The organism is Streptomyces sp. WMMC1477, from assembly GCF_027460245.1.
In the GTDB taxonomy this organism is placed as follows: domain Bacteria; phylum Actinomycetota; class Actinomycetes; order Streptomycetales; family Streptomycetaceae; genus Streptomyces.
Genome location: NZ_JAPZBD010000003.1, coordinates 1,626,206 through 1,640,000 on the forward strand (window position 1 = coordinate 1,626,206; position 13,795 = coordinate 1,640,000).

Sequence of the window (13,795 nt, forward strand, 5' to 3'; positions counted from 1 at the left end):
ATCCCGCCCCCTTCAGCGAAGAACACCGGAGATAACTACAGAGAGTAACCGATGAGCACCGAATGGGGAAGAGGTTCGTGACGGAGCGTCATCCCGGATACACGGGCGCGGAGCCGTGTTCGGTGACCTCCTGCCAGTCGCCGTCCCGCGGCAGCCGGACGATCCCCTCGGCCGAGTCCGCCAGAAGCGGCTTGTCCTCGTCCTCCGAAGCGGCGATGCCCTCGATCTCATTGACGTTCGGCAGCTTGGCAGGCGTCCCGGGCGAGCCGTCGGTCGACATCACCCGCACCTGCTGCACGCCCCCGGACTCCTTGCCGACGACCACGAGCCGACTCCCGCCGGCCCAGGAAGCGGCGACCACGTTCTCCAGCTGCGGCGCGACGTTGCGCAGGCCGGTGACCTTCGCCCGGGGCCGCCCCGCCTCGTCGTTCTCCCGTTCGACCCGGCCGAGCATCAGCGTGACGGCCTCGCCCTCCCGGACCAGCAGCACGATGCGGATGCCGTCCGCGGCCACCCGCAGCGCCTCGATGCGCCCCTCGCCGAGGCCGGGCACGTCCACCCGTTCGGGCGTCCCACGGCCGTCGGGGATCCGCAGCAGCCGGGGCTTCTCCGGGGCCCGGTCGGCGACCCACAGGTCCCCCAGGCCGTCCCAGCTCGGCGCCGTCAGCCCGGCCGTCTCGTCCTTGGGGAGCCCCGCGCTCGTCAGCACCGGCTTCCCGAACGGCTCCGGCGCGTGCAGCGGCCCGACGTACAGGCTCGAACCGTCCAGCGACACCCCCGCGGCCCTCGTCTCGCCGCGGCTCACCGCCACGTGCCGCATCGCCAGCTGTCCGGTGCCGAAGGGACCGTCGACGGGGACGCCGGCGCGCTGTTCGTCGCCGAGCGCGACCAGCCGGCTGGTCTCGTCCAGGTAGTACTGCATCGCCGCACGCCCGTTGAGCGCGCCCGGCGCGTACCGCTGCGCCTCCTGGCTGCGGAGGCCGCACAGGAGGTCACCGCGCTCGTTCTCCAGGACGACCCGTTTGACGCGGGTCGACGACTGATGGTCGACGGTGTGCAGGAGCTGGGCCGCCATCCGCTCGCACTGCTTGCGCTCGACCCGCAGGGGCTGGCCCTTGGCACCGCTGGCCAGGCTCACCTGCAACTCACCGGAGTCGTCGAGCGCGAGCTGCCGCTCCCCCGAGGCGAGCCGCACGCCCGTCGGATAGGCGGAGGTGGCGACGGGCCGCAGCCAGTCCGTGGGTCCGTTCAGCAGCGCGCGCACCGTCTCCGTCACCGGGTCGATGCGGCGCCGCACGTAGACGGGGTCGCCGACGAGCACGTTCTTGCCCTGGGGCACGTCCCCGGCCTCGGGGCCGAGGCCGGCGTAGTAGTAGGTGTTCACGGAGCGGTAGATGCGCTGGAAGTCGGCCTCACCGAGAACCAGGCCGTCCGGGAGCTTGTCGATCCGCCACTCCCCGTCCTCCTGGCTGAGGTGGAAGAGGCCCAGGTAAGGGCCCTCCGCGGGGGTGTAGGCGTGCTTTCCGTCCACCTCGGCGACGCGGGAGCCGGTGACCTCGACGGTGAAGCCGCTCTCCTCGGAGTCGGGCAGGACACCGCCGGGCGGTACCTCCGGGCCGCCGGATATGACGACGGTGCCCGCCGACGGGTCCCAGCTCTCGGCCTTCTCCTTCGTCAGGTACTCGCGGGCCGTCTCGTACTCGGCCTCGTCGCTGGTGGTCGCCTCCAGGAAGCCCCGCACGATCTGCGCGGGCCGCTCGCCGTCCTGGGGCGGCACGCCGAAGACCCGCACCTGGGCCTCGCCATCCGAGCGCTGGCTGCCCTCGATCTTCCTGACGTCGCCGCTGGAGGGCATGGACGCGCAGCCGGTGAGCAGCAGGGCCCCCACGGCGAGCAGTGCCACGGCGCTCCGCTCAGCCCTCACGGTGGCCGCCCTCCGGACGCCGCGGGGCCCCGGCCGGCAGCGCGGGACGGCCGGACCCGGCCACCGGCGCCGGCTGCGGCGGCGCCGCCGAGCGACGGCGGGAGTCCGCGGGCTCCAGCGGGATCGGCGAACCGCGCAGCACCTCCCCGGCCGCGCGGGGCAGCGTCAGCCGGAACTGCGAACCGCCGCCCGGCTCACCCCAGGCCTGCAGCCAGCCGCCGTGCAGCCGAGCGTCCTCGACGGCTATGGACAGACCGAGCCCGGTACCGCCCGTGGTACGGGCGCGGGCCGGGTCGGCCCGCCAGAAGCGGTTGAACACCCGCTGTGCCTCCCCTGGTTTCAGCCCCACGCCGTAGTCCCGCACCGCGATCGCCACCGCGCCCTCGCCCTCGGCGAGGCGGATGATCACGTCCCGGCCCTCGCCGTGTTCTATCGCGTTGACCACGAGGTTGCGCAGCACCCGCTCCACCCGGCGGGTGTCCGCCTCGGCGACCACCGGCTGCTCGGCGCCGACCACCACCATCCGGCTTCCCTTCACGTTCGCCAGCGGCTCGGCGCCCTCGACGACCCGGGTCACCACCTCGCGAAGGTCGGTCGGCGCCGCTTCCAGAGCGGCCGCCCCGGCGTCGAAGCGGCTGATCTCCAGCAGCTCCGCGAGCAGCGACTCGAAGCGGTCGAGCTGGCCGATCAGCAGCTCGGCGGAGCGCGCCGTCACCGGGTCGAAGTCGTCCTTGGCCTCATGGATGACGTCGGCGGCCATCCGGACCGTCGTGAGCGGGGTGCGCAGCTCGTGCGAGACGTCCGAGACGAAGCGCCGCTGCATCCGCGACAGCTCCTCCAGCTGCTGGATCTTCACCTGCAGGCTCTGGGCCATCTTGTTGAACGACTCGCCGAGCCGGGCGATGTCGTCCTCGCCGGTGACCTTCATGCGCTCCTGGAGCCGCCCCGCGGCCAGGCGCTCGGAGATCCCGGCGGCCATCCGCACCGGTGTCACGACCTGCCGGACGACCAGCCACGCGATCGCGCCCAGCAGGACGACGAGGAAGATCCCGGCCGTCGTGAGCGTGCCCCGGACGAGCGTCAGCGACTGCTCCTCCGGAGTGAACGGGAAAAGGTAGTAGAGCTGGTACGGATTGCCGTTGACGTCGTTCAGCCGCTTGCCGATGATCAGCGCGGGCTGCTTCTCCCCGTTCGTGCGGACGATCTCGCCGTACTTCATGTACGTGTCGGGGCTCGCGTCCAGGGCGCGGCGCAGTTCCTTCCCGACCGACTCCTCGGGCCTGACCTCGCCCGAGGCCCGCGGCCCCCGCGTGTTGTTCTCCCCGGCGCTGAACGGCAGCGTCTCGTCGTCGGAGCTGAGCGCGACCACCGAGTACACGCCCTGACCACCACTGGCCAGCTGCTGCACGAGCTGCGTCAGCCAGGCCCCCGCGTTGAGGACGTTGCGCCCGCTCTCGGCGTCCGAGCCGCTGGCGGCCGCCGCGTTGTCGGCCAGTTCCCTGGCCACCGCGAAACCGCCCGCCGCCTGGCTCTGCGCGGCCTGGTGCTTGGCCTCCAGCAGGCCGTTGCGCACCTGGCCGAACACCACGACGCCCAGCACACCCACGACCGCCAGGGACAGCAGCAGCGTCGCCGCGACGACCCGCAGCTGGATGTTGCGCCGCCACAGCCGCAGCGCGGGCAACAGCGGACGCCGCACCCAGCGCACGAATATGCGGAACAGGGGATGCGCGCGGCTACCGGTACTGCCCTCGGCGATCAGCCCGTCCGGAAAGAGCTGCCCCGCGCGGCGGACCGGCGCGAACACGCCGCCGCCCCGGCCGCCCGAGGACCGTCCCGCCTTCGGCTCCGGCGGAACGGCACCGTTCCCGGTCATCTCAGCCCGGCCCCGCCTTGTACCCGACGCCGCGGACCGTCACCACGATCTCCGGCCGCTCCGGGTCCTTCTCGACCTTTGAGCGCAGCCGCTGCACGTGCACGTTCACCAGCCGCGTGTCCGCCGCGTGCCGGTAACCCCACACCTGCTCCAGCAGCACCTCCCGCGTGAACACCTGCCACGGCTTGCGCGCGAGGGCCACGAGGAGGTCGAACTCGAGCGGGGTGAGGGCGATCGACTGCCCGTCGCGCTTCACCGAGTGCCCGGCCACGTCGATGACCAGGTCGCCGATGGTGAGCTGCTCGGGTGCCGGTTCCTCCGAACGGCGCAGCCGCGCCCGGATGCGGGCGACGAGCTCCTTGGGCTTGAACGGCTTCACGATGTAGTCGTCGGCGCCGGACTCCAGGCCGACGACGACGTCCACGGTGTCGCTCTTGGCCGTCAGCATCACCACCGGCACACCCGACTCGGCCCGGATCAGCCGGCACACCTCGATGCCGTCCCGGCCCGGCAGCATGAGGTCGAGCAGCACCAGGTCCGGTTTGGTCTCCCGGAACGCAGCCAGAGCCTTGTCGCCGTCCGAGACGAACGACGGTTCGAAGCCTTCACCACGCAGCACGATGCCGAGCATCTCCGCCAGCGCGGTGTCGTCGTCTACGACGAGGACACGTCCTTTCATGCGTTCATCATCCCATTACCTGTTCGTGATGCTCGGGTGCGTGATCGGTGACACAGATCGGCCAGGCCTTCGCCCGTGACCGGCGAGACGACGCCGGACTCCGTGACGATGGCCGTGACCAGCTCCGGAGGGGTGACGTCGAAGGCCGGGTTGTAGGCCTGAGCACCCAGCGGGGCAACCCGGGCGCCGCCCGTCGGCTCCGTCACCTCATGGTCCGCCCGCTGCTCGACCTCGATCCCGGAGCCGTCCGCCGTCGCCAGGTCCACCGTGCTCAGCGGGGCGACCACGAGGAACGGTACGTGATGGTAACGAGCCAGGACGGCCAGCGGGTAGCTTCCGATCTTGTTGGCCACCGATCCGTCCGCCGCGATCCGGTCCGCGCCGATGACGACGGCGTCCACCTCACCCGCCGCGAACAGCGACCCCGCCGCGTTGTCCGGCAGCACGCTGTACGGCATGCCCGCCCGGGACGCCTCCCATGCCGTCAGACGCGAGCCCTGCAGCAGCGGCCGCGTCTCGTCCACCCACAGCCGACGCAGCTCGCCCGCCCGGTGGGCGGCCTTCACCACGGCCAGGGCGGTGCCCTCGCCACCGCACACGAGTGTTCCGGTGTTGCAGTGCGTCAGGACGCGCAGGCTCCCGCCCGGCTGCAGTTCCCGCAGCAGTGCCCAGCCGTGCTCGCCCATGGCCGCTCCGGCCTCGACCTCCTCCCGGTGCACCGCCCTGGCCTCGGCCAGGGCCTCCGCGGCGGCCCGCTCCCGGCCGGCGCCCGCGTCCAGGACCCGCTCGTGCACCGCCTGGACCCGCCGGACGCCGTAGCCGAGGTTGACCGCCGTGGGCCGGGCCCGGGCCAGCTGGTCGGCGGCGTCCCGGACGTCGAACCCCCGCGCGGCGGCCAGCGCCACGCCGTAGGCGCCGACCACGCCGAGCAGCGGCGCGCCCCGCACCGTCAGCGAACGTATCGCCGCGACCAGCGCGGGCACGTCCGTGCAGACGCACTCGGCCTCCTCCAGCGGTAGCCGCGTCTGGTCGAGCAGGACCACGACAGGGCCCTCGGGCGGCTCCGCCCACCGCAGGACCGGAACCGCGTTCGCTTCGTGATCAGCCATCGGCCCAGTCTGCCCGCTTCCCGCCCCCACGGGCAGGGCCCGGTACGAGGAGAGGGGCCCCATGGCACGATGGCTGCCTACGACGAACAGACGACCGAGGTGGATCCCCAGTGAACGACGCTCCGGGCTGGGCCTCGCCCGGGTCTTCCGAGCCAGAGCAGCCCCACGGAGACCGCGACCGGGACGCGTCCGCACCCGACGGCGCACCCGAGGACTCCGGTGCGCCGACGCCGTCCGGCTGGTCGCCGCAGCAGCCGCCGCCCGGCGGCCCCACCGGCTGGAGCACCCCGGGCGACCCGGGCGACCAGGGCGGCTGGGGCGGTCGGCAGGGCTGGAGCACGCCCGTGGCGCCCGGCGGCTGGCACGGCCACTCCGGCTGGCCCCACGCGCACGTCGCCAAGCCCGGGGTCATCCCGCTGCGGCCCCTGGGCGTCGGGGAGATCCTCGACGGCGCCGTGTCCACCATGCGCGCCCACTGGCGGCCGGTCCTGGGGATCGCCCTGGGCATCGCGGTGCTGATCGAACTGGTCGCCACCGTCGTCACCGGGGTGTGGTTCAACGACATGAGCAGCCTCGCGGCGCTGGAGGACAACCAGAACCCCACGACGGACGAGCTCGCCGACGCCCTCGGCACCACCGCGGCCAGCGAAGGCGTCCGGCTGCTCATGGCCATGATCGGCACCGTGCTGGCGACCGCCATGCTCACCATGGTCGTCAGCCGCGCCGTCCTCGGCCGCTCCGTGTCGGTGGCCGAGGCGTGGCAGGACGCGCGCCCGCGGCTGCTGCGGCTGCTCGCCCTCACGGTCCTGGTGACGCTGATCGTCCTGGGCGCGCTGGCCGTCGGGATCGTCCTCGGAGCACTGCTCGGCGCGGCCGGAGGCGGCCCCGTTGCCGGCCTCCTCGTCGTCCTTGGCACCCTGGGCGGCCTGGTCGTGGTCGTCTGGCTGTGGGTGCTGTTCAGCCTCTCCGCTCCGGCGCTGATGCTGGAGCGCGCCACCGTGATCGGGGCGCTGCGACGCTCGGCCAAGCTCGTCCGCGGCTCCTGGTGGCGCATCTGCGGCATCCAACTCCTCGCCGCGCTGCTGGTCATGGTGCTCTCGTTCATCATCTCGCTGCCGGCCAGCCTGGCCGCCTCGGCGGTCGGCGGCGGCTCCGGCGGGCTGCTGGGCGGCGTCCCCGAGACCCTCACCTGGCCGTACCTGATCATCCTGGCCATCGGCTCCGTGGTGACGGCCACGGTGACGCTGCCGTTCAGCGCCGGCGTCACGGCCCTGCTCTACATCGACGCCCGCATCCGGCGCGAGGCACTGGACCTGGAACTCGCCCGAGCGGCGGGGAACACCGGCGACACGACGCGACAGCCGGGACCGGCCGCGTCAGAGGGCTGACACGATGGCCGGGGTGACGGCGCTGGGCGGCGCGGCCGCGACGCTCGCGCCGAAGGCCGCGGAGGGCGACGACGTCCCGGTCACGATCGATCGGGACAGCGCCCGCGAGGCAGCGGAACGCGAGCTGTCCAAGCCCCTCTACCAGGCCGACCAACCCGGGCTCGTCGAGCGCGCGGTGGAGTGGGTCCTCGACCGGCTGAACGACCTCCTCGGAGCCGCCCTCGACCTCAGCCCGGGCGGCTGGACGGGCCTGGCCGTCATCGCCGTCGCGGTCGTGGCCCTGCTCTTCGCCCTGCGGCTGCGGTTGGGCAGGCTGCGCCCCGGGCCCCGCGACGCCACCGCGAGCCTCTTCGACACCTCGCCCCGCAGCGCCGACGAGTACCGCGCCGCCGCCGACCGGCAGGCCGCGGCCGGAGCCTGGAGCGCCGCCGTGCAGGAGCGGATGCGCGCCATCGTGCGAGGCCTGGAGGAACGAGCGCTGCTCGACCCCCAGCCCGGACGCACGGCCGACGAGGCGGCCGTGGAGGCCGGACGCGCCCTGCCCGGCCACGCCGCGGCGCTGCGCTCGGCCGCCCACGCCTTCGACGAGGTCACCTACGCCGGACGGCCCGGCACGCAAGCCGCTCATGAAGCGGTGCGCGCGCTGGACGAGGCCCTTCGCCGAGCCCGCCCGCAGCTCACTCCCACCGGCACCGGGGAAGGGCTCCCTCGATGACGGACGCGCCCACCACCTCCTCTCCGCCGACCTCATCCGTCTCCCCGTCGGCCCGCCTGATCTGGCTCCGATCGCGCGGGCTCCTCGTCGCCCTGCTGGTCCTGCTCGTCGCAGCGGTGGTCATCGCGCTCCTGCGCTCCGGTGAGCAGCGCGGCGCCCTCGACCCCCGCTCGGCCGACCGGAACGGCACCCGTGCGGTGGCAGAACTCCTGGCGGACCGCGGGATCGACACGAGGGTCGTGACGACGACGGCCGAGGCCGCGGACGCCGCCGCGGCCGACACCACGCTCCTCGTCGCGCGGCCCGAGCTGCTGACGCAACGGCAACTCGACATGCTCCGGTCGGCGACGGCGCCCAGCGGCGGCCGGACGGTTCTACTCGCCCCCGACGCCTCCACGACCACCCTCGCCCCGGACCTGCGGGCCGCCGGCGAGCCGGACACCGGAACCCTGGCCCCCCGCTGCGCCGCCGACTACGCCCGCCGCTCCGGATCCGTCGAACTGGGCGGCATCGGGTACGAGGTCACCTCGGAGAGCGTCGTGGAGGACGCCGACACCTGTTATCCGGCCGACGGCCTGCCGAGCCTGGTGCGCGTCCCGTCCGCCGACGGCGACACCGTCGTCGTCGGCAGTACCGACTTCCTCCACAACGAACGCCTCGACGAGGAGGGGAACGCCGCACTCGCGCTGCAGCTCCTCGGGTCACGCGAGCAGCTCGTGTGGTACCTCCCTTCTCCCGCCGATCCCGCCGCCGGGGACTCCGGCGACGCGAGCCTCATCGAGCTCATCCCCTCCGGCTGGTTGTGGGGCAGCGTCCAGCTGGCCATCGCCGCCGTGCTCACCGCCGCGTGGCGAGCCCGGCGGCTGGGCCCTCTCGTGCCCGAGCGGCTGCCGGTCGCCGTCCCGGCGGCGGAGGCCACCGAGGGACGGGCCCGCCTCTACCGCCAGGCCGACGCCCGCGACCGCGCCGCCGACGCGCTGCGGGCGGCCACCCGTCTGCGTCTGGCGCCCTTCCTGGGCATCGCGCCCGGGCAGGCGCACTCACCGGATACCGTCGTTCCGGCCGTCGCCCGCCACACCGGTGAGCACACAGCCGGTCACACCCTCCTGTTCGGTCCGCCACCGCGGGACGACGCCGCCCTGGTGCGCCTCGCCGACGACCTCGACCACCTGGAACGCCGCATCAGCCCCGCCTCCGCCGACTCGACGACAGACAAGGACCGCCCTTCGTGAGCGCCCCCGCCCCAGACAACGCCCGCGCCGCCCTCGAAGCCGTCCGCGGTGAGATCGCCAAGGCCGTCGTCGGACAGGACGCCGCCGTCACCGGGCTGGTCATCGCCTTGCTCTGCCGGGGCCATGTGCTGCTCGAAGGGGTGCCCGGCGTCGCCAAGACACTCCTGGTCCGCGCCCTGGCCGCGACGCTGACACTGGACACGAAGCGCGTGCAGTTCACCCCCGATCTGATGCCCAGTGACGTGACCGGCTCGCTCGTCTATGACGCCCGGACCGCAGAGTTCTCCTTTCAGCCGGGCCCGGTCTTCACCAACCTGATGCTGGCCGACGAGATCAACCGCACACCTCCGAAGACCCAGGCCTCGCTTCTGGAGGCGATGGAGGAGCGGCAGGTCTCCGTCGACGGCGTGCCTCGCCCGCTGCCCGACCCGTTCCTGGTGGCGGCGACCCAGAACCCGGTCGAGTACGAGGGGACCTACCCCCTGCCCGAGGCGCAGCTCGACCGATTCCTCCTCAAGCTCAACGTCCCCCTTCCCTCCCGTCAGGACGAGGTCGGCGTCCTCACACGCCACGCCGAGGGCTTCGACCCGCGAAACCTGCGCGCTGCGGGCGTCGAGGCCGTCGCCGGCCAGGCCGAGCTCGAAGCCGCCCGCCAGGCCGTGGCCCGGACCTCGGTCTCCCCGGAGATCGCCGGCTACATCGTGGATATCTGCCGAGCCACGCGTGAGTCCCCTTCCCTCAGCCTCGGGGTCTCGCCCCGAGGTGCCACCGCGCTGCTCTCCACAGCGCGCGCATGGGCCTGGCTCACCAGCCGCGACTACGTCATCCCCGACGATGTCAAAGCCCTTGCGCTACCGACGCTCCGTCATCGCGTCCAACTCCGCCCGGAAGCGGAGATGGAAGGCATGACCGCCGACGGCGTGATCAACTCGATCCTCGCCCATGTTCCCGTACCCCGCTGAGCCGGTGACCCGACCATGGCCCTCACCGGACGCTCAGCTCTCGTCGCTGCTCTCGGCACGCTCGTCGCCGGCCTGCTACTGCCTGGCTGGACGGGCCTTCTCGCCGTCCAACTCCCTCTTGCACTGGCTATGGTTTACGACCTCATCCGCGCCGCGCCAGTACGAACCCTCCAGTTCACACGTTCCGGTGACACATCAGTTCGACTCGGAGCGTCTGCGGCGGTCCGCCTGACCCTCGTCAACCCCTCCCCACGCCCGTTGCGCGCAACGGTTCGTGACGCCTGGCCACCCAGCAGCTGGCGCCCGGGCACGGAAGTCAACGCGTCCCGGCGCACCTTGACCGTTCCGCCGGGCGAGCGTAGGCGCATCCTCACCGTTCTCACACCCACGCGCCGTGGCGACCGCAAGGCCGCACGCGTCACCGTCCGCTCCCACGGCCCGCTCGGCCTCGCCGCGCGCCAGGGAAGCCACGAAGTTCCGTGGACCGTGCGCGTGCTGCCCGCCTTCGCCAGTCGGCGGCACCTCCCCGCCAAGCTGGCCCGTCTCCGCGAACTCGACGGTCGCACCAGCGTTCTGACCCGCGGCGAGGGCACCGAGTTCGACAGCCTCCGCGAGTACATCCCGGGCGACGACACCCGGTCCATCGACTGGCGGGCCACCGCCCGCCAGTCCACCGTCGCCGTGCGCACCTGGCGGCCCGAACGTGACCGACGCGTCGTCATCGTGCTGGACACCGGCCGCACGGCAGCCGGCCGCGTCGGCGACGTGCCCCGCATGGACGCGGCCATGGACGCCGCACTGCTGCTCGCCTCCCTCGCCACCCGCGCCGGTGACCGGGTGAGCTTCCTCGCCCACGACCGCCGGATCCGGGCCCAGGTCCAGGGCCGCAGCTCGAAGGACGTGCTGCCCGCCATGGTCGAGGCGATGGCTCCCCTGGAAGCGGCCCTGATCGAGTCCGACGCCGACGCCATGGTCTCGGCCGTCCTGGGCAACGCCCGCCATCGGTCACTCATCGTCCTGCTCACGGGACTCGACGCGGCACCGGTCGAGGAGGGCCTGCTGCCGGCCTTCCCGCTGCTCATGCAGCGCCACTCCGTGATCGTCGCCTCGGTGGCCGACCCCCGCATCGAGGAGATGGCCCGAGCCCGCGGCACGGTGGACAAGGTGTACGAGGCCGCCGCGGCGGCCCAGACCAAGGCCGAGCGCCACCGGGCGGCCGACCAGCTCCGCCGCCACGGGGCCACGGTGATCGAGGCGCCCCCCGCCGACCTCCCGCCCGCCCTGGCCGACGCCTATCTCGCCCTCAAGGCCTCGGGGCGGCTCTGACGCCCTCTCCCCCGGCCTCACGCGAAGCGCTCCGCCTCGAACACCAGACAGGTCAGCGCCATGCCCAGGAAGGCGGCGGGAAACGCGATGGTGCGAAGGATGCGGGCACGTATGTGCACGGTGATCGCGCCGACGTAGAACAGGCTGAGTCCGGCCGCCGCGGAGAGGGCCAGTTCGTGGAAGCCGAACAAGCCCATCACCAGGCCGACGGCACCAAAGGACTTCAGTCCGCCGAGAAGGGGCAGCCAGGATTCCGGAACACCCACAGCAGCGGAGTTGGCCAGAACGAAAGGGCTGCGCAGGAAGTCCAGCGCGGCGATGACCGCGTTCGCGAGAACGGTGAGGGCCGTGATGGCCAGGTATGCAATGAACACCCTGGAAGAGTCGCCCAGAGCACTGGCAACCGTCCAATACCCGCATCGATAGCCTGCGGGCATGGACGTCGACACGAGGCTCCTCCGCTATGCCGTTGCGGTCGCCGAGGAAGGCGGCATCACCCGGGCCGCAGAGCGGCTCTACGTCTCGCAACCGACCCTGACGAAACAGATCCGGCAGCTGGAAACGCAGCTCGGGGTCCGGTTGTTTGTCCGCTCCCGCAGCGGGATGACGCTGACCGAGGCGGGCACCGCCCTCATGGCCCGCCTTCCGGACCTGCTGGACGGCTGGGAGCAAGCACGTCGCGCAGCCAAAGCCGCCGACAGCCGCGCCGTTCAGGTCCTTCGGGTGGGCTTCCTGGCCAGCGCGGCCAACGAGGCCACGCCCGACATCGTCGGTGCGTTCTCCCGCCGTCGCTCGGGGTGGAAGCTGGAGATGCGCCAGGCCGCCTGGTCGGACCCCAGCGCCGGCCTTCTCGACGGGGAAACGGACGTCGCACTCGTACGGGTGCCCTTTCCCGGCCAGGAGGACCTGCGAGTCGCCGTACTCTTCACCGAGCCCCGCTGCGTCGCACTTCCCGCAGCACACCGACTCGCGGCGCGGGAGGTGATCTCTTTCTCCGAACTGTGCGACGAGCCGTTCATCGCGGCTCCGGCGGAAGCAGGATGGTTTCGGGACCACTGGCTGGCCGTGGACGAACGCGGCGGGCGGCCCGTCCGCATCGGTGCCGTCACCGACCAGCCCGACGACTGGCTCAACGCGATCGCCAACGGCTACGGCATCGCTCTGGCCCCGGCGTCCGCGACCCGCTACTACGCCCGTCCCGGCATCGTCTACCGCACCGTCGAGTCCGTGAGCCCCAGCCAGGTCGCCGTCGCCTGGGCACCGAGCGACGACCAGAACGCGGTCGTCCAGGACTTCGTACGCTGCTGCCTGGGCAACCGGCCGTCGGGAAGCTGAAACACAGAAAGCCCCGTTGGATATGAATCCAACGGGGCTTCCCACACAATCTGTTCGGCGGCGTCCTACTCTCCCACACGCTCCCGCATGCAGTACCATCGGCGCTGAAAGGCTTAGCTTCCGGGTTCGGAATGTGACCGGGCGTTCCCCTAACGCTATAACCACCGAAACACTATGAAACAAACAAACCGGCCAACACACGGTTGTTGTCTCAGAACCTACACAGTGGACGCAAGCAACTATGGACAAGCCCTCGGCCTATTAGTACCGGTCAACTCCACCCATCACTGGGCTTCCATATCCGGCCTATCAACCCGGTCGTCTACCGGGAGCCTTACCCTCTCAAAGGAGGAGGGAGCCCTCATCTCGAAGCAGGCTTCCCGCTTAGATGCTTTCAGCGGTTATCCTTTCCGAACGTAGCCAACCAGCCATGCCCTTGGCAGAACAACTGGCACACCAGAGGTCCGTCCGTCCCGGTCCTCTCGTACTAGGGACAGCCCTTCTCAAGACTCCTACGCGCACAGCGGATAGGGACCGAACTGTCTCACGACGTTCTAAACCCAGCTCGCGTACCGCTTTAATGGGCGAACAGCCCAACCCTTGGGACCGACTCCAGCCCCAGGATGCGACGAGCCGACATCGAGGTGCCAAACCATCCCGTCGATATGGACTCTTGGGGAAGATCAGCCTGTTATCCCCGGGGTACCTTTTATCCGTTGAGCGACGGCGCTTCCACAAGCCACCGCCGGATCACTAGTCCCGACTTTCGTCCCTGCTCGACCCGTCAGTCTCACAGTCAAGCTCCCTTGTGCACTTACACTCACCACCTGATGACCAACCAGGCTGAGGGAACCTTTGGGCGCCTCCGTTACTCTTTAGGAGGCAACCGCCCCAGTTAAACTACCCACCAGACACTGTCCCTGATCCGGATCACGGACCCAGGTTAGACATCCAGCACGACCAGAGTGGTATTTCAACAACGACTCCACCACCACTAGCGTGATGACTTCACAGTCTCCCACCTATCCTACACAAGCCGAACCGAACACCAATATCAAGCTATAGTAAAGGTCCCGGGGTCTTTCCGTCCTGCTGCGCGAAACGAGCATCTTTACTCGTACTGCAATTTCACCGGGCCTATGGTTGAGACAGTCAAGAAGTCGTTACGCCATTCGTGCAGGTCGGAACTTACCCGACAAGGAATTTCGCTACCTTAGGATGGTTATAGTTACCACCGCCGTTTACTGGC

11 protein-coding genes and 2 rRNA genes (1 of these 13 only partly in view) are annotated in these 13,795 nt (G+C 71.2%); 6 read left to right on the plus strand and 7 right to left on the minus strand.

The window, feature by feature from the left end:
- Positions 1–88: 88 nt before the first annotated feature.
- From O7609_RS07430 to mtnA, 4 genes are read right to left on the minus strand one after another with little or no spacing between them, the layout of a single operon-like run.
- Positions 89–1,903 carry an LpqB family beta-propeller domain-containing protein gene (locus tag O7609_RS07430; RefSeq protein ID WP_332330039.1) on the minus strand — a complete coding sequence of 605 codons (1,815 nt, stop codon included), beginning with the start codon at positions 1,901–1,903 and terminating at the stop codon, positions 89–91.
- Positions 1,904–1,913: 10 nt separating this feature from the next.
- The gene (gene mtrB / locus O7609_RS07435) at positions 1,914–3,800 is read right to left on the minus strand and encodes an MtrAB system histidine kinase MtrB (RefSeq protein WP_269734162.1); all 1,887 of its coding nucleotides are present in this window, start codon (positions 3,798–3,800) and stop codon (positions 1,914–1,916) included.
- 1 nt (position 3,801) lies between these two features.
- Positions 3,802–4,479: a two-component system response regulator MtrA gene (gene mtrA, locus O7609_RS07440; protein WP_100204620.1), complete on the minus strand. Its 678-nt coding sequence runs from the start codon at positions 4,477–4,479 to the stop codon at positions 3,802–3,804.
- Positions 4,476–5,588, minus strand: coding sequence for an S-methyl-5-thioribose-1-phosphate isomerase (mtnA, locus tag O7609_RS07445; RefSeq protein WP_269743274.1), 1,113 nt, complete (start codon positions 5,586–5,588; stop codon positions 4,476–4,478). Before mtnA ends, mtrA begins: the two co-directional genes overlap by 4 nt.
- A 110-nt stretch (positions 5,589–5,698) precedes the next feature.
- Between mtnA and O7609_RS07450 the strand changes: the two genes are divergently transcribed.
- From O7609_RS07450 to O7609_RS07470, 5 genes are read left to right on the plus strand one after another with little or no spacing between them, the layout of a single operon-like run.
- Positions 5,699–6,976 carry a DUF7544 domain-containing protein gene (locus tag O7609_RS07450; RefSeq protein WP_269734164.1) on the plus strand — a complete coding sequence of 426 codons (1,278 nt, stop codon included), beginning with the start codon at positions 5,699–5,701 and terminating at the stop codon, positions 6,974–6,976.
- 4 nt (positions 6,977–6,980) lie between these two features.
- Positions 6,981–7,691, plus strand: coding sequence for a DUF4129 domain-containing protein (locus O7609_RS07455; protein ID WP_443072081.1), 711 nt, complete (start codon positions 6,981–6,983; stop codon positions 7,689–7,691).
- The gene (locus tag O7609_RS07460; RefSeq protein WP_269743276.1) at positions 7,688–8,923 is read left to right on the plus strand and encodes a DUF4350 domain-containing protein; all 1,236 of its coding nucleotides are present in this window, start codon (positions 7,688–7,690) and stop codon (positions 8,921–8,923) included. Before O7609_RS07455 ends, O7609_RS07460 begins: the two co-directional genes overlap by 4 nt.
- Entirely contained in the window at positions 8,920–9,885 is a 966-nt protein-coding gene (locus O7609_RS07465) for an AAA family ATPase (RefSeq protein WP_269734167.1), read from the plus strand. The genes O7609_RS07460 and O7609_RS07465 overlap by 4 nt, the downstream gene beginning before the upstream one ends.
- A gap of 15 nt (positions 9,886–9,900) precedes the next feature.
- Positions 9,901–11,211 (plus strand): DUF58 domain-containing protein, encoded by a 1,311-nt coding sequence (locus O7609_RS07470; RefSeq protein ID WP_269743277.1) that lies wholly within the window; start codon positions 9,901–9,903, stop codon positions 11,209–11,211.
- A 17-nt stretch (positions 11,212–11,228) separates the two neighbouring features.
- Here O7609_RS07470 and O7609_RS07475 read toward each other — a convergent pair whose 3' ends face one another.
- Entirely contained in the window at positions 11,229–11,585 is a 357-nt protein-coding gene (locus O7609_RS07475) for a DoxX family protein (protein ID WP_269743278.1), read from the minus strand.
- 61 nt (positions 11,586–11,646) lie between these two features.
- On the opposite strand from O7609_RS07475, the gene O7609_RS07480 reads away from it, so the two are divergent.
- Complete coding sequence (locus tag O7609_RS07480; protein WP_269743279.1) at positions 11,647–12,546, plus strand: LysR family transcriptional regulator; 900 nt, start codon at positions 11,647–11,649, stop codon at positions 12,544–12,546.
- A gap of 52 nt (positions 12,547–12,598) precedes the next feature.
- Here O7609_RS07480 and rrf read toward each other — a convergent pair.
- Together rrf and O7609_RS07490 are read right to left on the minus strand one after the other, a co-directional pair.
- Positions 12,599–12,715, minus strand: a 5S ribosomal RNA gene (gene rrf / locus O7609_RS07485).
- Between the two features lie 72 nt (positions 12,716–12,787).
- Positions 12,788–13,795 (minus strand): 23S ribosomal RNA (locus O7609_RS07490); it runs 2,119 nt beyond the window's last position.

Excerpts from the sequence above, each read along its gene's own strand:
- O7609_RS07470 (WP_269743277.1), top strand. The coding sequence starts at position 9,901 with ATGGCCCTCACCGGACGCTCAGCTCTCGTCGCTGCTCTCGGCACGCTC.
- mtrA (WP_100204620.1), bottom strand. The coding sequence starts at position 4,479 with ATGAAAGGACGTGTCCTCGTCGTAGACGACGACACCGCGCTGGCGGAG.
- O7609_RS07480 (WP_269743279.1), top strand. The coding sequence starts at position 11,647 with ATGGACGTCGACACGAGGCTCCTCCGCTATGCCGTTGCGGTCGCCGAG.
- mtnA (WP_269743274.1), bottom strand. The coding sequence starts at position 5,588 with ATGGCTGATCACGAAGCGAACGCGGTTCCGGTCCTGCGGTGGGCGGAG.
- mtrB (WP_269734162.1), bottom strand. The coding sequence starts at position 3,800 with ATGACCGGGAACGGTGCCGTTCCGCCGGAGCCGAAGGCGGGACGGTCC.
- O7609_RS07455 (WP_443072081.1), top strand. The coding sequence starts at position 6,981 with ATGGCCGGGGTGACGGCGCTGGGCGGCGCGGCCGCGACGCTCGCGCCG.
- O7609_RS07460 (WP_269743276.1), top strand. The coding sequence starts at position 7,688 with ATGACGGACGCGCCCACCACCTCCTCTCCGCCGACCTCATCCGTCTCC.